This window comes from Rhizobium brockwellii, assembly GCF_000769405.2.
In the GTDB taxonomy this organism is placed as follows: Bacteria; Pseudomonadota; Alphaproteobacteria; order Rhizobiales; family Rhizobiaceae; genus Rhizobium; species Rhizobium brockwellii.
In genome coordinates, this window is record NZ_CP053439.1 from 1,990,556 (window position 1) to 2,009,171 (window position 18,616).

At 60.3% G+C, this 18,616-nt stretch carries 20 protein-coding genes; 5 read left to right on the plus strand and 15 right to left on the minus strand.

Translation table 11 applies throughout. The annotated features are described in order from the left end of the window. Positions 1-132: 132 nt before the first annotated feature. The 3 genes from RLCC275e_RS10020 to RLCC275e_RS10030 form a co-directional block, all read right to left on the minus strand. Entirely contained in the window at positions 133-2,283 is a 2,151-nt protein-coding gene (locus RLCC275e_RS10020) for a mechanosensitive ion channel family protein (RefSeq protein ID WP_033182673.1), read from the minus strand. Positions 2,284-2,422: 139 nt separating this feature from the next. After that, the gene (locus tag RLCC275e_RS10025) at positions 2,423-3,730 is read right to left on the minus strand and encodes an epoxide hydrolase family protein (RefSeq protein ID WP_033182674.1); all 1,308 of its coding nucleotides are present in this window, start codon (positions 3,728-3,730) and stop codon (positions 2,423-2,425) included. A gap of 70 nt (positions 3,731-3,800) precedes the next feature. Further along, positions 3,801-4,244 (minus strand): VOC family protein, encoded by a 444-nt coding sequence (locus tag RLCC275e_RS10030; RefSeq protein WP_018494604.1) that lies wholly within the window; start codon positions 4,242-4,244, stop codon positions 3,801-3,803. A gap of 303 nt (positions 4,245-4,547) precedes the next feature. On the opposite strand from RLCC275e_RS10030, the gene RLCC275e_RS10035 reads away from it, so the two are divergent. Beyond that, positions 4,548-5,495, plus strand: coding sequence for an alpha/beta fold hydrolase (locus RLCC275e_RS10035; protein WP_033182675.1), 948 nt, complete (start codon positions 4,548-4,550; stop codon positions 5,493-5,495). Positions 5,496-5,502: 7 nt separating this feature from the next. Here RLCC275e_RS10035 and RLCC275e_RS10040 read toward each other — a convergent pair whose 3' ends face one another. From RLCC275e_RS10040 to RLCC275e_RS10060, 6 genes are all read right to left on the minus strand, one after another. Beyond that, complete coding sequence (locus RLCC275e_RS10040) at positions 5,503-6,393, minus strand: LysR family transcriptional regulator (RefSeq protein WP_033182676.1); 891 nt, start codon at positions 6,391-6,393, stop codon at positions 5,503-5,505. A 160-nt stretch (positions 6,394-6,553) separates the two neighbouring features. After that, entirely contained in the window at positions 6,554-7,246 is a 693-nt protein-coding gene (locus tag RLCC275e_RS10045) for a DUF599 domain-containing protein (RefSeq protein ID WP_018481899.1), read from the minus strand. A 96-nt stretch (positions 7,247-7,342) separates the two neighbouring features. Beyond that, complete coding sequence (locus tag RLCC275e_RS10050; RefSeq protein WP_018481900.1) at positions 7,343-8,314, minus strand: 5-oxoprolinase subunit C family protein; 972 nt, start codon at positions 8,312-8,314, stop codon at positions 7,343-7,345. Next, positions 8,302-9,009 carry a 5-oxoprolinase subunit B family protein gene (locus tag RLCC275e_RS10055; protein ID WP_171816958.1) on the minus strand — a complete coding sequence of 236 codons (708 nt, stop codon included), beginning with the start codon at positions 9,007-9,009 and terminating at the stop codon, positions 8,302-8,304. The genes RLCC275e_RS10050 and RLCC275e_RS10055 overlap by 13 nt, the downstream gene beginning before the upstream one ends. Before the next feature lies 1 nt (position 9,010). Further along, on the minus strand, positions 9,011-9,121 hold the full coding sequence (locus tag RLCC275e_RS34845; protein WP_018481902.1) for a hypothetical protein: 111 nt from the start codon (positions 9,119-9,121) through the stop codon (positions 9,011-9,013). Next, positions 9,121-9,900, minus strand: coding sequence for a LamB/YcsF family protein (locus RLCC275e_RS10060; protein WP_033182677.1), 780 nt, complete (start codon positions 9,898-9,900; stop codon positions 9,121-9,123). Before RLCC275e_RS10060 ends, RLCC275e_RS34845 begins: the two co-directional genes overlap by 1 nt. Before the next feature lie 354 nt (positions 9,901-10,254). Here RLCC275e_RS10060 and RLCC275e_RS10065 point away from each other — a divergent pair, with 354 nt between their 5' ends. After that, the gene (locus RLCC275e_RS10065; protein WP_033182678.1) at positions 10,255-10,776 is read left to right on the plus strand and encodes a PAS domain-containing protein; all 522 of its coding nucleotides are present in this window, start codon (positions 10,255-10,257) and stop codon (positions 10,774-10,776) included. A 147-nt stretch (positions 10,777-10,923) separates the two neighbouring features. Here the strand turns inward: RLCC275e_RS10065 and RLCC275e_RS10070 are convergent, their stop codons facing one another. Next, positions 10,924-11,745: a universal stress protein gene (locus RLCC275e_RS10070; protein ID WP_033182775.1), complete on the minus strand. Its 822-nt coding sequence runs from the start codon at positions 11,743-11,745 to the stop codon at positions 10,924-10,926. A gap of 55 nt (positions 11,746-11,800) precedes the next feature. Here RLCC275e_RS10070 and RLCC275e_RS10075 point away from each other — a divergent pair, with 55 nt between their 5' ends. Both RLCC275e_RS10075 and RLCC275e_RS10080 read left to right on the plus strand, forming a co-directional pair. Beyond that, positions 11,801-12,031, plus strand: coding sequence for a hypothetical protein (locus tag RLCC275e_RS10075; protein WP_165402795.1), 231 nt, complete (start codon positions 11,801-11,803; stop codon positions 12,029-12,031). Positions 12,032-12,058: 27 nt separating this feature from the next. Then, entirely contained in the window at positions 12,059-13,321 is a 1,263-nt protein-coding gene (locus RLCC275e_RS10080; RefSeq protein WP_033182679.1) for an MgtC/SapB family protein, read from the plus strand. Between the two features lie 57 nt (positions 13,322-13,378). Here RLCC275e_RS10080 and RLCC275e_RS10085 read toward each other — a convergent pair whose 3' ends face one another. After that, on the minus strand, positions 13,379-13,756 hold the full coding sequence (locus RLCC275e_RS10085; RefSeq protein WP_033182680.1) for a hypothetical protein: 378 nt from the start codon (positions 13,754-13,756) through the stop codon (positions 13,379-13,381). 66 nt (positions 13,757-13,822) lie between these two features. Continuing rightward, positions 13,823-14,488, minus strand: coding sequence for a hypothetical protein (locus RLCC275e_RS10090; RefSeq protein ID WP_033182681.1), 666 nt, complete (start codon positions 14,486-14,488; stop codon positions 13,823-13,825). Positions 14,489-14,751: 263 nt separating this feature from the next. Here RLCC275e_RS10090 and RLCC275e_RS10095 point away from each other — a divergent pair, with 263 nt between their 5' ends. Beyond that, positions 14,752-15,378, plus strand: coding sequence for a TerC family protein (locus tag RLCC275e_RS10095; RefSeq protein ID WP_003559493.1), 627 nt, complete (start codon positions 14,752-14,754; stop codon positions 15,376-15,378). Here RLCC275e_RS10095 and RLCC275e_RS10100 read toward each other — a convergent pair. The 3 genes from RLCC275e_RS10100 to metG are packed head-to-tail and all read right to left on the minus strand — an operon-like array spanning position 15,368 to position 18,534. Next, positions 15,368-16,192, minus strand: coding sequence for an MBL fold metallo-hydrolase (locus RLCC275e_RS10100; RefSeq protein ID WP_033182682.1), 825 nt, complete (start codon positions 16,190-16,192; stop codon positions 15,368-15,370). The two genes, RLCC275e_RS10095 and RLCC275e_RS10100, sit on opposite strands and share 11 nt — an antisense overlap. A 4-nt stretch (positions 16,193-16,196) precedes the next feature. Further along, positions 16,197-16,979, minus strand: coding sequence for a TatD family hydrolase (locus RLCC275e_RS10105; protein WP_033182683.1), 783 nt, complete (start codon positions 16,977-16,979; stop codon positions 16,197-16,199). Between the two features lie 4 nt (positions 16,980-16,983). Then, entirely contained in the window at positions 16,984-18,534 is a 1,551-nt protein-coding gene (gene metG / locus RLCC275e_RS10110) for a methionine--tRNA ligase (protein WP_033182684.1), read from the minus strand. Positions 18,535-18,616 lie beyond the last annotated feature (82 nt).

The following is an 18,616-nucleotide window of genomic DNA, read 5'->3' on the forward strand; positions in this document are numbered from 1 at the left end:
TGGCGGCGCGCAGTATGGGCGGACCGCTGATGCGGCGAGCCGCCAGGAGGCCGCTCTCGGAAGTTTGAGATCAGACCTATGTGTTGCTTTGACGGGATTTGATGGAAAGCAAGCACGTGGGGCTCGCCGCGGCTATTCCTCAAGTGTCGAGATGACTTTCGATGGTCTTTGCAGCTCTGACGCGGCGGCGGTTGCCGCTGCATCGGCGGGACCGCCGGAAACATGAACGGTCGGCGTTGCAAACTGGATGCCTTTTTCCGCGAATGTCTTCTTGAGCATGGCAAGGGCCTTTCGGCGAACGCCGAACTGTTCGCCGGGTTTCGTCATGAACTTCAGCCGTATCTGCACACCATAATCCGCCATCTGCTCGATCCCTTGCATTTTCAAGGGCTCGATGATGTTAGGCCCGAGTTCGGCATCCTCCTGAAGCTCAACGCCGATACGCTTGATGGTCTTGCGCACCTCCTCGAGGTCGCTGTCATAGTTCAGGGTGAGCGTAATGATGTCGATGACCCAGTCACGGCTGAGGTTTTGCACCGCGCCGAGTTCGCCGAAGGGAACGATGGTGACCGGGCCGCGGTGATGGCGCAAGCGGATCGATCGCAGCGAGAAACCTTCTACCGTCCCCTTATATTTCGCCGCCTGGATGTATTCGCCGATGCGAAAGGCATCGTCGAACAGATAGAAGACGCCGGAGATGATGTCCTTGACGAGTGTTTGGGCACCGAAGCCGACGGCTATGCCGACGACACCGGCGCCCGCCAGCAGCGGTCCGATCTGAATGCCAACGGCATCCAGGATCATCAGGAAGCCGACGGCTCCGATTGCCAGGAACAGCACATTGCGAAGAATGGGAAGGAGGGTATTCAACCGCTGACGTCGCCGCGCGTCGGGACCCTCGTGATGTCCCCCCTGCTCGCTTCGCGACGCCACCGCCATCTGGCTGTCGATCAACGTGCTTGCGAGCTTCCAGATTACGTCGGTCACCAGCAGCACGATAACGATGCGGATTCCTGCGCGGATCAAACGCGTGGTCACCGTTTCGGCTGCGGCGAGATCACTGAGATTGACATTCCACGCCCGGGCAATGAGCAGCGCGGCGACCACGATGAGGCCGTTCCGCAGCGTTTGCATGATGACAACAGACCATCCGACGATGGCCGGATCCTCGACCGCCTGCCCCTCCCCGGATTGAATAATGCGCCGAATGATATCACGAGCCACCGCAACGGTAAGAGGCAGAAGCGTAATGATGATCACCGTCCAGAATGCCCCGTGGAGCCCGGACACCCATAACAGCCACGATACTATGATGCTCGCGCTGAAGCCGACACAGACCAGCCGGCTCACCGGCGGCCCGTCGGAACGAAAGTGCCGCAGCCAGATCATAACGATCAGAGCGATTGAAACGACACCAAGCCATGCTGCGGTAAAGAGGTCGAGCAAGATGGGTGAAGCCCCGATCGTCCCGATCATTTCAATGGTGGCCCAGCCAGCCGCCAGCACAGCGACGATTCCGAGGAGCCAGTAGTACCAGAACCAGGCAAGCGAGGTGACAAGCGTCAGAAGCCGCATATGCGGCAGGCGGGCGCCTGGCGCGATGACAATGCGGCCCACGAGCACGCCAAGGCGCACCATGAGCGCGGCTGACAGCATGATGAGTGCAATATCGCGAAACACGGCAGGCCATGGAAAGAGGATAAACGCGCCGAGACTTCCGATCAGGTAACCGATCAACGCCAGAAGACCCATTGAAAGCCGGGCGGCGTGGAGCCTGATCCGCTGCCGGACTGTGTCGGCAGGCGCGTTCAGTACAAAATGAAGCAGCCCTCGCCCTGACCACCAGGCAAGGCGCTGCGCAACGAACCCGCCTGCGACGAAGAGTATGACCGCCAAGATCAGGCCGACAGGTTCGATACGATCATCCGTTTGGAAGACCTGGATCGCCGATTGGATCTGACCGGGCAGCGTCGGAACGGCATCGACGAGTGTGAGCAACCTCTGGCGCAAATCCTGCAGCGACGTGGCGATCGACGTCGGTGCCGCCTCTTGCGAGACTGCTACCGGCTGCGCCGGTTCCTGATTGCCCGGAACGATCCGATTGACCAGCGCTCGTCCGGAATCATCATTCGGCAATTCGATAATAACCCGGATCGGCGCCGAGGAATTGGTCGGCTCAGCCGCCGATGCGGGGTTTGCACTCGCCAGCAGAAGCATTGAAAATACCACCGTCAGGAATGCGCACACTCCTCGGCGGGGATGACGGTCGTCGTTGATGCGCATATAGCCGTGGTCCCCGCGACGGTGTCGTCGCTTTTGCTGGGTTGGTCGAAACTTCGGACTTTGTGAAGCGTTGCACGACCAACGTCAATCGACGAACCCGTCTGGCGGACGCAGACTGCAAACCACGGGCTAGGCGGCTTTAAGACCGCAGGCTTCTGAAAGCGTCCCTGATCTCATGACTAAAGAGTTCTGGCTCCTCCCAAGCGGCGAAGTGACCGCCCTTGGAAGCGCGATTATAGTAGATGAGCTTCGGATAGGCTTTTGACAGCCAATGCCTTGGCGGCTTGTAGACCTCGCCGGGGAACACTGTGACGGCGACCGGTACTTTGACGGCCGTGAGCTTGGCGCCCGACATGACGTTTTCCCAATAGATCCGACCACTCGAGGGGCCGGTGTTCGTCAGCCAATACAGTGTGATGTTGTCGAGGATCGCATCCTTGCCAAGAGCCTGTTCGGGATCGCCGCGTGTATACACCCAGTCGGCGATCTTGTCGTAAAGCCAGGCGGCCAGGCCAACTGGAGAATCCGCAATACCGTAGCCGACCGTCTCCGGCCGTGTGCTCATGATCGCTGCGTAGCCGAAGCCGTTGTTGAGGAAGTCCCGGGCCTCAACGAAGACAACCTTTTCATCTGCAGACAAGCTGTCGGGAGCCGGGCCTCCATTTTTAAGAGCCTGCGCTGCGTCCGACGGGAAAGTCGTAGCACGCTCGACTCGGTTGACATGGATCGCGAGCAGCCCTTCGGGTGCCTGCCGACCCAAGGCGTCGCTGATGATCGCGCCCCAGTCGCCGCCCTGCGAGACATAGCGGTCATAGTTCAGTCGCTTCATCAGCACGTCCCAGGCAACGGCTATCCGCTGGGGGTTCCAACCTGTTGCCGGAGGTTTCCCGGAGAAGCCGAATCCTGGAATCGAAGGGATCACCAGATGGAAGGCGTCTTCCGCCGTGCCGCCATGCGCCGTCGGATCCGTGAGCGGCCCGATGACATTAAGCAGTTCGAAGACCGAACCTGGCCAGCCGTGAGTCATGATCAGCGGCAGCGCGTTTTCATGACGGGAGCGGACATGGATGAAATGGATGTCCAGTCCATCGATATTGGTGAGAAACTGCGGAAATGCATTCAGCCTGCTCTCCGCCTTCCGCCAGTCATAGGACGACTGCCAGTAGCGCACCAGTTCCTTCAGCCTGTCGGGCTGAACGCCCTGCGAACGGTCCATGACGGTTTCGCCGTCGGGCCAGCGGGTCTCGGTGAGACGCCGCCTGAGGTCTGTAAGCGCCGCCTCGGAGACATCAACCTTGAACGGTCGGATCTCCTCGGACGCGACAACGACATCAGCGGCGTCGGACGCGCGCGGAAGGAGCACAGCGGTTATGCCGGCCGCGGCAAAGCCTGACAGCAGCGAGCGGCGCGATACGTCGCGGTGTTTCAAAACGTTCAGCATTGCCATGATGCCGTGTCCTTTCGTGATATCGAGGAGGGGAAAACCATGGCCCTGCCCCGCTTCAATGCCGAAAACGTCAGGCCGCGTCGGCGCCGGAACGAAAGATCAGAAACTTGTTGCCTTCCGGATCGCGAAAATATGCGCAGTAAGGACCCGCACCGTTCTCGCCACGCGGACCAGGAGCCCCTTCGTCCGAGCCGCCCGCTGCCAATGCCGTTGCATGGGCTTCGTCGACCTTTGAACGGGACGGAGCTTCGAAAGCAACCATTCCACCGTTGCCGACGGTGGCAGGGCGGCCATCGAACGGCTTGATGATGCCGAATTCGAGCGTGCGATGACCGTAGTAGATGGCTCGGTTAGGCTGGACGAGGACTCGTCCGATTCCGAACACGGCCAGAAGTCTGTCGTAGAATACCGACGCGGCATCCAGATCATTCGTGCCGACAGTGGCGTGGCCAGGGAGGCTGCGGACCTTGTTGGGGTCGGCTGCCAGCTGTCTGCTTTGGGTAATGTCGTTCATATCAGTTCTTCCTTATATTGTCGCGGCCGACGCTCTGCCTTCCGCACGCAAACGCCAACGAGCTGTCTCAAATCGGCGGCTGGTGAATATTTGGGCGGGTCGACGGCCGGCCGGCACCTCGGGAAAGTGAGAGGCACCCTCTCGTTCAGATGTCAGCCTTGGGCAGCGGGTTGCAGCGCTGCCGCCGTCGAGAGGGTTCCTCTCGCTTTCTCCGGCTACCGCGAGCTGACGCCGTGCCCAATTATTTGTGGAGACAGCCGGCTCTTTGGGCTTTGGCTGACCGCCGTTCAGAAAGGACATCCTATGTCTAAGGACAAAACCGTAAATGCTGCATCAGTTGCGGCAACTCCCGCTTCCCACTCGTCTGAAGCCTTCGCTTCTACGCAAGCCGCGCACGCCGCCGTCGGCTTCATCGAGATCGACGAAGTCCTGACGCTGAGGAGGATGATTGTTCGCGCCCCCGCGCCAAAAGGCACCGTGCTTTTCCTGCATGGATTTCCGGAAACGCTGACAGTCTGGAACGACATCGCGACAACGCTTGCTCTCGACTACGACGTCCATGCCTTCGATTGGCCGGGCTACGGGCAATCGTCGCGCCCGGCTTCGGAACGGTTTTCCTATGCCCCGAGGGCGTACGCCCAGGTGTTAAAGGCCTATATCGAACGGGCAGGCATCGATCGATCGAAGCTCGTGATCTACGCGACTGACATCGGTGCCCTCCCCGTCCTGCTGCTTGCTCTCGACGAGCCGACGATCGCCAGGCAGCTCATCGTCGGAGACTTCGCGCCGTTCGACCGACCGCAATATATGTGGGAGAACCTGCAGAACCTCAAAGCCGAGCCGACCGCTTCGCCGACCCGGGCCCACATGAATAAGACGAGCGACGAGATCCTCCAGAACGTGCACAGGCGCGGCCTCTCTCCCGCTGAACAATTCGATCTGCCGGCTGACGTCCAGCAGGACATGACCCGTTCTTGGAGCCTTGACGGGATGACTTCAGCGGATGCCTTCGCTCATTACTATGCGAATTTCACCGGCGATCAGCATTATCTCGAGGCCAACCTCACCCGGCTGAAGACGCCCGTGAAGGTGGTCTGGGGCGAGAAGGACATCTACATCACAAGCGAGATGGGCATCGAGTTCGCCGGCAAGATCGATGCAAAAGTCGATATCCTCTCAGGTGTCGGTCACTTCCCGCATCTTCAGAACTCGAAACAAACGGTTGAAGAGATCCGCGCATCATTCAGATAATGTTTGATTATCTTTGTGATGACTCGCGCAGCCGTGGCAATGACCAGTCGACGAAAGCCCGTACCTTCAAGGCGAGAAGCCCCTGGCGGGCGTAGACGATATGAATAGGCTGCGGCGCGCCGTCGAAATCGCGGAGGATGGGAACGAGCGCGCCAGACGCCAGTTCGTCGGGAACCTGATAATCGAACAGCCGCGCGATCCCCGCCCCGCCGACGGCCGCCGCCACGCAGTTCGCCGCGGTATTTACCTCCAGCCGGTTGCAGGGCACCGCCTCCATCGGCGTGCCGTCGACGTCGAATGTCCAGAAGAATGTCCGCTTGTTGAAGATGATCCCGTCTCGATGGATGAGATCGCCGGGACGCTCAGGTGTGCCATGCCGCTCAAGATAGGCGGGGCTGGCGCAGGTCAATAGGCGGAATTCACCGATCTTGACGGCATGGAGGGCGCTGTCGGCGAGCTCGCCGAGACGGATCGCGATATCCACCTGCTCGGACACGAGATCGACCGTGCGGTCGAGCGACAGAAGGTTCAGCGATACCTCGGGATATTTTTCCATAAAGCTCAGCGCAACGGGCAGGACGTAGCGGCTGCCGTACTCGATCGGCATCGTGATCGTCAGCACGCCTCTGGGTGTCTGGTATTCCCCGGACGCCCTTCGCTCGGCCTCCTCCAGATCCGCCATGATCTTTCGGGCGGCGTCGACATAGTCGCGCCCCGCATCGGTAAGCTGAAGATTACGGCTGGTGCGAACGATGAGGTTCGCCCCAAGATGGCGTTCAAGTTCGGCCACCTTGCGACTGACGCTGGGTAGAGGCGCGTTGAGCTTCCTGCTGCCGGCCGAGATGCTTCCGGCGTCGACGACGGCCAGCAACATGCGCATCGCTTCGAGACGATCCATCGGACACCGCCAATACCGCTTATGTGCAACCCAGCCTAAGGCTAGGCTTTAGAACATGATGCCAAAAAGTGTGCGCGTTTTCGAACGGCATCATGCTCTAACTCTCAGATTTAGAACAGGATTCAAATTTTAGGCTGACCGCGCCTAAAATCATCCTGTTCTAGTCAAGCAGCTTGCGTATGGCCATGATCCCCTTTGCGGCATCCGACCAGGATTGACGCCAGATCAAAATGCCGACGCTCAGGATGGTCGCAACAGCGAAGGGGATTGGCCCGAGAAACCAGAAGGCGGCTGCGAAGGTGAAGTAATAAGACCGGACGCCGACGCTGAACGATCGAAGCGCAGGGTTCAAAACCAGGGTCAGGGCGTTCGTCCAGCCGGCGATGTCCCTCTCCTCATCGCGGGATGGGCTCGCCCCGATCGCCGCCAGGCAGTAGTTGATCTGCCGGACCGCCCAGATGAAATCGGATAGTCCCCGCAGCAGCGTCGCCATGATCAGGAGGACTTTGCACTGGAAAAACCACGCTGGGTCCTGGGCCGCAAACATTGCGATCAGCCCGCCACCCGACCCATAGTTCGGCTCCATGAACAGCGCGCCGCTGAGCCCAACGATGACGATGAGATTGGCGGAGCCGAAGAAGGATGCCGAATTGATCGTGTGCCCAAGGATCGCGGCGTCGCCGATGAAGTTGTTGTCACGCGTCAGAACCTCGCGCATCCAGGCTGTGCGAATGCGCACCATATCGACGGAAAGGCTATCGTTCCTTCTCGGCCATCCCGCTGCCATCAAAGGCTCGACCGCCACCCAGACGAGAAGGAAGAAAACGATCGCCGCGACGTTCAGAAAATCCATGGTGCCCCCGAATTCTATCTGGATTTTCTGAACACTACTTCGAGCTAACGGCAGCTCCAAGCGTCTATCGCCGCCCTGCCCTTCAGATCGACACGCCTATATAAGGACGTTCCATGGTCCGTCGCGGACCGCCGCGAGGTAACGGGACATAGTCGCAGCCCGAAGCCGAATGTTCTCGATCGCCTGCTGCGGCGTCACGGCCAGGAAGCCGACATGGTCGCGTGGGCGTAGCTGGACGAAGGCGTCCAGATCCGAATCCACCACCGTGGCGATCTTGGGATACCCTCCGGTCGTCTGGTGGTCGGCCAGCAGAATGGCGGGAACACCGTCTCCGGCAACCTGCACCGAGCCCCGCACGATCGCTTCCGACGGCATGTCCAGCGCGACGCTTGGTGCAAGCGACGGACCTTGTAGGCGTACGCCCATGCGGTCATAGGCGTCACTCAGGCGGAAAGGCGACGAAAGGAAATTCGACAGGGTTTCTTTCGAGAAGAACCGATCCTGTGGACCAACCACCACACGCAGCTCGGATCGCGGTCTTGCGATGACCGGACATATGATCGGACCATGTCGATCATCCCGCACGTCCGGATCGGCGACGGTGACCGTTTGACCGGCTGCAAGGCGCCCGCCGCCGAGGCCGGAGAGACTGTGCGTCGACATGCTGCCCAGCCAGGTCTTCGCCTCGATATGACCGGCGAAGGCCAGATATGTCCAGCTTCCCCAGTGTCCCGGACGGATGGCCAGCCGCTCCCCGGCCCTCAGCGTGGCGACCATCCATGCGCCGCGCTTGTCGCCGGCATGCTCTACGATGAAGCCTCCTCCGGCGACGGCGAATGTAACGTCCCCCGACACGCAGTCGAGAACCAGGCCGCCCATGGAGACTTCGATTGCGGGCTGACCGGCAGGATTGCCGACGGCGGCGTTGGCGGCGGCAAACGAGGTCCTGTCCATCGGACCGGAGGCCGGAACGCCATACCGCATCAATCCGTGACGTCCTTCGTCCTGGATCGCGACGTGAGGACCCGCGAAGTTGATTGCAAGCACAGCTTCGCTCATGCGAGGCACCTCGCGTCGAATTCGGCCCTCGATATGCGGCGGAAACGCACCGCGTCGCCGACGTCGAAAAGGAATGGACGGTCGTTGGACGCGGCATCGAGGATCTTCGTCGGCGAGCGGCCGATGATCCACCAGCCGGTCGGCATGGTGAGCGTGCTGACCAGGCACTGCGGACCGGCGATCAGCACGCTTCCGGCGGCGATGCCGCGAATAGGCGCCGGCTTTCTCGGCTGCTGAATGGCTTTGGGCACGCCTGCAAGATAAGCGTATCCCGGAGCGAAGCCGTACATGAAGACGTTGTAGTCGCCGGAGAGATGGGCGGATACAACGTCTTCCGGCGATAATCCGCTTGCCTCGGCGACGGCGGCAAGATCGGGCGCAAGATCAGGATCGTAGCAAATTTCGACTTCGCGCATCGCTCCAATCGTCTCTGGAATCTCAGCCCCCAGACGCTCGGCAATGGCCGCCCCCGTCGTCCGGTGATCGGCCACGAGCGGATCGAAGCAGACGAGAATGCTGGCATAGGCCGGAACGGCTTCGACGAATCCTGGAAAGGGTGCCGCCTTCAAGGCGGCGTCCAGCTTGACGACCCGATCGTGGATCCGTCTATCGATGGTCGTGCCGAATTCGACGAGTACCGCGTGCCCGCCCACCGGGCGGTAGTTCGGAACGCTGCCGGACGATGCGGAAGAGTCCTGTGACACGTCAGTCGGCGCCTTCGATCAGAATGAAGTCCCCATCTGCGGCCCGCGCGCAGGTCCCATAGGCATCCGGATTGGTAAGGGTAACCTGGGCGATAAGATAGCCTTTGGCCATCACCTGTTTTCCTTTGTCGGTTGGAGGAATGGTGCCACCTCGATACCTGCCTTCTGCAGTTCCCGGCGTACGTGGACGGCCATGGCAAGTGCTCCTGGGCTGTCCCCATGAACGCAGATCGAGTGCGCATCAAGAGGGATCGGAACGCCGTCGACCGTCGGCATGAAGCCGCTGGACAGGTACCCGATCAATCTCGATGCCGCCTCTGCTGGGTCATGGATCATCGCTCCCGGCAAGTTGCGCGGAACGAGCCGACCCGTGGAGAGATAGCCGCGGTCGGCAAAAATCTCGCTGAAGACGGTCATCCCGGCATCGCGGGCCGCATGCTCCAGCTCTGTGCCGGAGATCGCCAGTATGGCAAGATCCGGCGAAACCGCTCGGGTTGCGCGGATGATGGCGTCGGCGACCGGCCGTTCGTCGGCGGCCCAATTGGCGAGTGCGCCGTGTGGTTTGATGTAACGGACTCGGGCGCCCGCCAGAGCCGCAGCTCCCATCAGCGCCCCTGTCTGCGTCGCAACAAGCTGCTCCACTTCCCGAATGCCCAAGGGGATCAGCCGTCGTCCGAAACCCTCGCGATCTGCAAAGCCCGGATGGGCTCCGGCGACGACACCCCGCTCGCTTGCAAGGGTAAGCGTCTCCACCATGGTCGCGGGATCTCCTGCGTGCCCCCCACATGCGATGTTCGCACTCGTAACGACGTCAAGGATCGCCTTGTCGTCGCCCATGCGCCAAAGTCCAAACGCCTCCCCCAGATCAGAATTGAGATCGATTTTCGTCATGATTTTCGTCAACCCTTCGCGCCGGTCTTGTCAGCTTCGTCGCATGTTGGAACCTCGAAGCCGAGGTGGAGCACACCTTCGCCATACGCGTCAAGAAAACCACGCTGCTGGCTGCGCGTGGCGAGCTTGTGTGGCGGTTTCGGGTCGCCTTTAGCGCGGAGCTTCGGTGGCAAGCTTACCATTCATCCGGCACAGATCGAACCCGTCAAAGTGGTGTCCTGCTAAACGAGGAACCCTTAAATCGATTCCGATTTGAGGAATTATGCAGTAAGATCGGCGGCGAAATGGTCGAGCACGTCCTATTCTCTCAAGAGCCGGGGGGATGTGATCGACCGGCAGCAGCGGGGATGTGGAATGAACCTTGTTAACAGCATCGGAACGTCCGAATTTTCCGTTGCCGAAGAGCCTGGCATTTTCACCTGGGATTTGGCGACCGACACGGTCTATGCGGATTCGGCGCTGGCAAACCTCTTTGGGCTTGATCCGGAAGAGACAATCTCGGGGTTGCCGATCATAAGGTACCTTGACCGGATTCACCCGGACGACAAGCCATCTGTCGCCAAGGCGATTTCAGAATCGGTGATCACGGGAGATCCGTATCGCCATGACTATCGGGTGTTTGATCGAAGCGGGCAAATAGTAACCGTGGCTGCCTTCGGCCGGTGCTTCAAGAATGAAGCCGGAAACCCGTCGCAATATGCGGGCATCGTCTTCCCGACGAATGATCAGGTCAAGCAGGACCAATTGTCTGCTCACTGCAGTGAGGCCTTGAAAATTGCGCGGTCATCCGGCCTGCAGGCGACGGCCGAGGCGCTTGAAGCGATTCTCAAAGAGCTTGCCAAGCCGATGCCTTCGGACACCGTGCAGGTCCATTGATTATTTCCCAAGTGTCAGTTGTCGCATCAGACCTTCGTGATGGCGATGGTTTGTGCGAGCCTTGGATACTTGGCACCCTCAGAGGACGCTCTTCTCCTGGAAGTTATGGACGTTGCGGTCATCGGCAACGCGCCGCGCGCACTGCAGTTAGTGGCAAAGAACAGTGGGCATTTCGAGGCGGGTCAACAGCGATCGTGTGACCCCTCCCAGGATGAATTCGCGCAGCCTCGAATGACCGAACGCGCCGGCGATAAGCAAGTCTGCCTTGCGTTCTAGGGCGGCAGCTTGAATGACGCTGGCCGGTGAGTCTCCCTTCCCTTGCACGGCTGCGACATCGACGGCAAGCCCAGCCTTCCGAAGTGCAGCCGCAAGGTGATCTCGACTGCGCTCGTCAATCTGCTTATCATCGGTGATGGAAATCAGGACGACACGCGAAACCTGTTCCAGCAAGAACCTGGAACCCGCCAGTGTCCGCGCGACAGTGGCTCCTCCATCCCAGGCGACGGCAACAGCATCGATCCGGCCGCAGAAATTATCCGGGGGAAAAAGCAGGAGCGGTCTCCCGCTTTCAAACAGCACGCTCTCGATCAGCGGCCTCATCAGCACAGATGCTTCCAAAATGGAAAGATCGTATGCGCGCGACAGCTCGGCAAGAGTTTGTGCGACAAATGGCTCCCTCGCATCGAATGGCTGGATCTCGACCTCGACCTCAGCTTTTCTCGCATAATCATGGAGTGTCTGCCCGAGAACGGTTCCATTGTCCTTACTCAAGCGCTCCGCGTCCGCACGCATTTTGTCTACGTCAAGGAGCGATGGAAATCGCGGCTGAAAGGATTCGATCCTGACCAGCGGCATGCTTGCCGTCAAACCGGCCTTCTGGTGAAGGGAAACAGCGACGGCGTTCTGAAGGAGCGAGAACGAGCTTGCGTCTGGATAGGTGGCCAGCGGTAAATGGAATTGCGCTTTCACGGCTGATGTCCTCCCGATGATTGGAGTTATCATAGCGCAGAGGTGTCTGCCGCGCTTGACGAAGATCAAGGTCGTTCCACCGCGAAAGCGCGAGCGTGATATTGAACCCCATCATGAGGAAGGAAGCGGAATTCATTGGGCGAAGCGGCAAAGATCTATGCTAAGCGATGAAGTGCGATGCGCGATTGAATATCAGCACTTCGCGGAGCAGACCCGTCCGGACGCCGCCGAGCAGCAGCTTGCGGATGAACAGCAATGGCATATACGGCGCAGCTGCCTTCGATGAAACGGCCGGCGCGTCTGGACCCATCGGATGATGACATCATTGGTGACGACAGAAGCATTCCAGCGCCTCAGTCTGGCGCTTGCAATCGGCATTCTTGTCGGTATTGAGCGCGGCTGGCAGGATCGTGAGGCTGCTCCAGGCAAAAGAGTAGCCGGTATCCGCACCTATGGCATGTCAAGTTTCCTGGGCGGCTTCTGCGGTTTCCTGCAGCCTGTGACAGGGCCGATTTTACCGACAGCTATCTTTGTATTCTTTTGCATCACCGTTCTCCTCTTCAGCCGCATGCAGGCGGCACAAGAAGAGGACTACAGCGCCACCGCCACCATTGCGGCCCTGGCGGTTTTTGCGCTGGGCTTTGGCGCGGTCGTGGCGGATATGACGGTAACGGCCGCAAGCGCTGTGGCAATAACGGCCCTTCTTGCAGCGCGGGAGCCGTTGCATGGATTTCTTCGCCGGTTGACCTGGCTTGAACTCAGGGCCGCCCTGATCCTGCTGACGATGACCATCGTCATCCTCCCTATCCTTCCCAATAGGCCGATTGATCCTTGGCAGACAATCAATCCTTTCGAGCTTTGGATGATGACAATCCTGGTGGGAGCCGTTTCCTTTGCCGGTTATATCCTCATCAGGCTGAGCGGCGCCCGCGCCGGAATACTGCTGACGGGGGCCAGCGGCGGCATCGTTTCCTCGACGGCCTTGACGCTTTCCTTTGCCCGTCAGTCGAAGCAGATGCCTGCCCTCTCGCCACTCCTCTCAGCGGGAGCAATGCTAGCGGGAGCCGTTTCTCTCGCCCGCGTGCTTTTGATTTGCGGCGTCATAGCACCGGCAGTTTTCGGAGAGCTTGCTCCATCACTTGCTCCGGCTGCTGCCACCCTCGCCATAGCAGGCGGCTTCGCCGCATTGCTGCAACGTCCGGATGACAGCAACGATTTTTCACCCCGAAACCCGCTCGAGGTGATGGTCGTGCTGCGCTTCGCACTCGTTCTCGCCGTCGTGACAGTCCTGACGCGAATGACCTTGATCGTTTTTGGTACTCAGTCGCTGATGGTCCTTGCATTCATCACAGGACTGGGCGATCTCGATGCGATAACGCTTGCCATTGCGAAACTGTCATCCGTCCACGTGCCTGCAGACACGGCCGCTCGAGCCGTAGCGGTCGCCGCTTTTGCCAATCTTCTTGCGAAAGCCGTTCTTGCAGGAAGTATGGGGAGCATCGCTTATGCGGTTCGTTTTGCGATCGCAGGTAGTGTCGCGACCTTGGCCGGAGTTGCCGGCTTGGTTTTGGCATGAGCGCATCGGTGCCTGGAACGATATTCGTCCGCACCAGGCAGTCACCATCAACGATCGTCACCGCGGTCTCGCCTCGGAGAAATGACCGGCAAATCCCGCAAGCATGGCCCCGAGCGGAAGACGCCGAACCAGCGTGGCTGCAATGAAGGTTGCGCCGATTGCCGCGGCAAGTTTCAGCCAGGGATACTCGCCTAGCTGGACATGCGCGCTTGCGTCCACCGATGCCGCCTTGGCTTTCAACGCCGCTTCCGCATCCTCGCGCAGCATGCCTATGCGGGCATTCAGCAGCCTGACCTCATGCTGCAGGGCGTTCAGGCTCTCGTCGGCCTTTTCACGCGCGGTTTGCTCAGCGGCATCGGCAAAGGGCGGATCGCCTTCTGCGATCAGTTCGTCGGGATCTGGCGGAAGGCCGTGGCGGTTGATGGATGATTGCATGGACGTATCCTCGAATAGGTGAGCGAGAGGCAATAAGGCCCGGCATTGCGGCCGGGCCTCATAATATTAGTGGTCGCGCCGGAAACCCTGGCTCTCGTGAGATCCGCCTTGCGATTGTGTCTGCGATTGGCGATTGGTTTCGTCCGATGACGGGGTGTCGGGGTCGGGCAAGGTATAAGCACGCACCTTGGCGCTTCCATGCGTGGTGTCGCGCATTGCAACCGGGCGCGCATCATCGAACGCGCTCTCGGACACAGCGAGATCTTCCGACGATTTGCCGCCAGAGGGTTGGCCGGCAAAGCCGGTATTGGATGCGCCTTGCTGTCTGTCCTCCAACGACCAGAGATCTGCCCGCTCATCCATGTCGATGCTGCCCTCGTCGTCCAGAATATCGTGGACGGTCTCATAAAGCGCGTCATCGATATCATTGACCTGGACGAGGAAGCCGCCTCGCCGCAGCCCTTCTGCGTAGACCGCACGATCCTCGTCGGGGAAAAAGAAGTCTGCCAGCGCGTCGAAGAAGCCACTGCGGTCGTCGCTCGTCGCGCCGGCATTTTTTCCATCCGCCTCATATCCGGGCATCAGCCTTATTCTCGCAACCGGCACGCCCGCGTCTTCAAGACGGGAGACGGCGGATTCGGCCTCCGATCGGTTGTCGAAAAATGCAGCAAGGCTGCTGCCGCCTGTCGGGCCTGAGAAGGCCGGGTTGGTATCGCTGTAAATGCTGCCCATGGGACTCTCCTCTTGATCTGGATCCAGCCGCCAATCCGAAGTTGGCCGGAATCTGGTTTCCTGACTTGAAGAACCGGTGGCTGAGTTGAATGTTCCAAGGGAATGGCAATGGGAATAACGATGCTTCGCCATGTCACCCGCGGTTCCATAACGTTGCCGGCAATACGCAGAGTCGCAAATTGCGCCGTTCGCGAAATCCCTCGGCGGTTGACGTCAAACCTTCGAGACGCTAGCACGGCTTTGACGCATTGGGGATAATTCATATGGACATGTTTACGGCAGCCGGTCTGACGGCTTTGCTGCAGGTCATCGCTATCGACCTCGTTCTCGCCGGCGACAATGCCGTGGTTATCGGCCTTGCCGCTGCCGGCCTCGAGGCCACGCAACGCCGCAAGGCGATCATTGTCGGCATTCTGGCCGCGACCGTTCTGCGTATTCTCTTTGCCAGCGTCGCAGTCTATCTGCTGGCAATCGTCGGCCTGCTGCTGGCCGGCGGCCTGCTGCTGCTCTGGGTCTGCTGGAAGATGTGGCGCGAGCTTCGCGCCGGCCATGGCGAGAACCACGAAGCCACAGGTGCCGAAGGCGCGCCGAAAAAGACCTTCTTTCAGGCGGCGACCCAGATCGTCATCGCCGACGTCTCGATGTCGCTCGACAACGTACTCGCCGTTGCCGGTGCAGCGCGCGAACATCCGAGCGTACTGGTCATCGGTCTTGCCCTGTCGATCGCGCTGATGGGTATCGCCGCAAACCTGATCGCCCGCCTGCTCACCAACCATCGCTGGATCGCCTACGTCGGTCTGCTGATCATCCTCTATGTCTCGCTCGACATGATCCACCGCGGCAGCGTCGAAGTGCTGCCTTACGTGCAAGCGAGCGGGTTCAAGCTTTAAGCCTGACCTCGGTCTCGAAGCTCATCTGGTCATACGCCGGCACCACATGGTCCGGCGTCTCGGCCATCACTACGTCGTAGTCGAGCGGCGTGTGCATATGGGTGAGGATCGCCTGTTTTGGCTTCAGCCGGCCGATCCAGTCGAGCGACTGTTCCAGCGACAGATGGCTTGGATGGTAGGTATATTGCAGCGCGTCGATGATCAGCACGTCGAGGTTCCGAAGCTTTTCGACGGTCTGCGGCGGGAAATCGCTGATATCGCTGCAATAAGCCACATCGCCGATCCGGAAGCCGAGCGAGTGGATGTCGCCATGCTGCTGGATATGGGGATGGAAAGCGATCGTGCCTCCGGGACCGTGGATTTCTAAGGGCTCGTCGAGGTTTCCGATGACGATCGGCAGCACGATCGGCGGATAATTGCTGCCCGGCGGCGTTTCCAGGCAGTAGCCGAAGGCTTCCCGCAGCCTGTCCATGGTAAATTGGTCGGCAAAGATCGGCACTCGGCGGCGGCTATTGTGAAAATAGCCGCGCAGATCATCGATGCCATGAATATGATCGGCATGCGGATGGCTGTAGAGCACGGCATCGACATGGTCGGCCCCTGACCTGATCATCTGCTCGCGGAAATCCGGCCCGGTGTCGATGACGACGGTGGTGACACCGCCATCGGGTGCGAATTGCTGCACCATGAAGGCAGCGCGGGTGCGCCGGTTCTTCGGATTGTCGGGATTGCAGGCGCCCCAGTCGCCGGTGATGCGGGGCACGCCCGGTGACGACGAACAGCCGAGAATGGTGAAACGCCGCCGGTAGAGCACGCCGCTAGATCCTCGGCATCTTCGAGAACAGGCGGAAAGCGTTCTCCGTCGTGATCCGCGCGACCTCTTCGGTGGAAAGGCCGATCGTATCGGCGAGCACCTCGGCCGTGTTGACGACGTAGGACGGCTCGTTGCGCTTGCCGCGCCAGCGCTTCGGCGCCAGATAGGGAGCGTCCGTTTCAACCAGCAGCCGCTCATGCGGGATCGTCCTGGCGATCTCGCGCAGCTCTTCCGACTTCGGGAAGGTCAGGATACCCGAGAAGGAGATATAGCCGCCGAGCGCGACGCCGGTCATGGCCAGCTCCGGGCCTGCCGAGAAGCAGTGGAGAATGAAGGGGAAGGCCCCCTTCCCGCTTTCCTCGGTCAGGATGTCGGCCATGTCCTCGTCGGCGCTGCGGCTGTGGATGACGAGCGGCAGCTGCGTTTCCCGCGCCGCCGCGATGTGGCGGCGGAAGCCGGTCTGCTGGTCCTCGGGCTTTTGCGTGTCGTAGAAATAGTCGAGGCCGGCCTCGCCGATCGCCACCACCTTCTCATGGGCATTGGCGAGACGCACCAGCTCTTCCGTCTGGATATCCAGCTCTTCGTCGGCATTGTTCGGATGCGTGCCGACCGAGCAGAACACCGAAGGATATTTCTCTGTGATGGCAAGCAGCGTCTCGAGCTTGCGCACCCGTGTCGAGATCGTCACCATCTGCGCAACACCGGCCTGATGCGCGCGCGCGACAATCTCGTCCCGTTCCGCCTCGAAGTCGGCGAAATCAAGATGGCAATGCGTGTCGATCAGCACGGCCTCAAGCCTCCGGAGCCACGTAGCGCGGGAAGACCGGCGTCGGCGCTTCGAGGGTCGTTCCGGCAATGAGACGGCCGGCTTCGCCGAGGGCAGCAAAATCGCGCTTGTCTGCAGGTGCCGCGACCAGATCGAGCAGCTTGCCTGATGAATCCGGCATGAAGGGTTGCAGCAGGATGGCAATCTGACGCACGACTTCGGCAGTCACGTAAAGCACGGTGCCCATCCGCTCCGGATCTGCCTTCTTCAGCGCCCACGGCGCCTGGCCGGCAAAGTAACGGTCGGTCTCGGAGACGACCGAAATGATCGAGGCGAGCGCCCGGTGGATCTGCTGCTTGCCCATATCCTCGCGGGTCGATGCATGCAGCGCGTCGACCTCAGCCAGCATGGCCTTGTCCTCGTCGCTGAGCGCCCCGCATTCCGGGATCTTGCCGTCGCAATTCTTGACAATCATCGACAGCGAGCGGCTGGCGAGATTGCCGATGCCGTTGGCGAGATCGGAGTTGATGCGCGTACCGATCGCCTCTTCGCTGTAGCTGCCGTCCTGCCCGAATGACACTTCGCGCAGGAAGAAGTAGCGCACTTGGTCGAGGCCGAAATGGTTCACCAGATTGACCGGATCGACGACGTTGCCGAGTGACTTCGACATCTTCTCACCCTTGTTGAGTAGGAAGCCGTGGGCAAAGACCCGCTTCGGCAGCGGCAGCTTCGCCGACATCAGGAAGGCCGGCCAGTAGACGGCGTGAAAGCGGATGATGTCCTTGCCGATGATGTGCACGTCGGCCGGCCAGTATTTCGCCCGCGGGCCGTTCCTGTCCTCGATATAGCCTGTCGCGGTGATGTAGTTGGTCAGCGCGTCGACCCAGACATACATGACGTGGGCGGGATCGTCCGGCACCTTGATGCCCCAGTCGAAGGTCGTGCGCGAGACCGAGAGGTCCTTAAGGCCCGACTTGACGAAGGAGATCACCTCGTTGCGGCGCTCGGACGGGCCGATGAAGTCGGGGTGTGCTTCATAATGCGCAAGCAGCTTCTCCTGGTATTCGGAGAGCTTGAAGAAATAGCTTGCCTCTTCCACCCATTCGACGGGCGTGCCCTGCGGCCCGTAGCGCACGCCGTCGGCGCGCAGCTCCGTCTCGTTTTCCTGGTAATAGGCCTCGTCGCGCACCGAATACCAGCCGGCATAGCTGTCCTTGTAGATGTCGCCATTGTCGGCCATCAGCTTCCAGATGTTGCGCGACGTTTCGTGATGGCGCTCCTGCGTGGTGCGGATGAAATCATCGTTCGAAGCGTTGAGCAGCGTCGCCATCGCCTGGAATTCGCCGGAGTTGCGGTCGGCGAGCGCCTGCGCGGTGATGCCTTCGGCGCGCGCCGTCTGCTGCATCTTCTGGCCGTGTTCGTCTGTGCCCGTCAGGAAGAAGACATCCTTGCCATCCAGGCGCTGGTAGCGCGCCATCGCATCGGTTGCGATCAGCTCATAGGCATGGCCGATATGCGGCTTGCCGTTAGGGTAGGAAATCGCGGTGGTGATGTAGAAGGGTGTCTTGTCTGTCATGGCGGCCAATGTCCGGCTAACTCTATAAAATGGTCAGCCGCTCTTAGCGCATGTCACCGTCAAGCGAAACCTCAACTTTCCA

Excerpts from the sequence above, each read along its gene's own strand:
- RLCC275e_RS10025 (WP_033182674.1), bottom strand. The coding sequence starts at position 3,730 with ATGGCAATGCTGAACGTTTTGAAACACCGCGACGTATCGCGCCGCTCG.
- RLCC275e_RS10030 (WP_018494604.1), bottom strand. The coding sequence starts at position 4,244 with ATGAACGACATTACCCAAAGCAGACAGCTGGCAGCCGACCCCAACAAG.
- RLCC275e_RS10085 (WP_033182680.1), bottom strand. The coding sequence starts at position 13,756 with ATGCAATCATCCATCAACCGCCACGGCCTTCCGCCAGATCCCGACGAA.
- metG (WP_033182684.1), bottom strand. The coding sequence starts at position 18,534 with ATGACAGACAAGACACCCTTCTACATCACCACCGCGATTTCCTACCCT.
- RLCC275e_RS10035 (WP_033182675.1), top strand. The coding sequence starts at position 4,548 with ATGTCTAAGGACAAAACCGTAAATGCTGCATCAGTTGCGGCAACTCCC.
- RLCC275e_RS10045 (WP_018481899.1), bottom strand. The coding sequence starts at position 7,246 with ATGGATTTTCTGAACGTCGCGGCGATCGTTTTCTTCCTTCTCGTCTGG.
- RLCC275e_RS10060 (WP_033182677.1), bottom strand. The coding sequence starts at position 9,900 with ATGACGAAAATCGATCTCAATTCTGATCTGGGGGAGGCGTTTGGACTT.
- RLCC275e_RS10020 (WP_033182673.1), bottom strand. The coding sequence starts at position 2,283 with ATGCGCATCAACGACGACCGTCATCCCCGCCGAGGAGTGTGCGCATTC.
- RLCC275e_RS10080 (WP_033182679.1), top strand. The coding sequence starts at position 12,059 with ATGATGACATCATTGGTGACGACAGAAGCATTCCAGCGCCTCAGTCTG.
- RLCC275e_RS10095 (WP_003559493.1), top strand. The coding sequence starts at position 14,752 with ATGGACATGTTTACGGCAGCCGGTCTGACGGCTTTGCTGCAGGTCATC.
- RLCC275e_RS34845 (WP_018481902.1), bottom strand. The coding sequence starts at position 9,121 with ATGGCCAAAGGCTATCTTATCGCCCAGGTTACCCTTACCAATCCGGAT.
- RLCC275e_RS10040 (WP_033182676.1), bottom strand. The coding sequence starts at position 6,393 with ATGGATCGTCTCGAAGCGATGCGCATGTTGCTGGCCGTCGTCGACGCC.
- RLCC275e_RS10065 (WP_033182678.1), top strand. The coding sequence starts at position 10,255 with ATGAACCTTGTTAACAGCATCGGAACGTCCGAATTTTCCGTTGCCGAA.
- RLCC275e_RS10090 (WP_033182681.1), bottom strand. The coding sequence starts at position 14,488 with ATGGGCAGCATTTACAGCGATACCAACCCGGCCTTCTCAGGCCCGACA.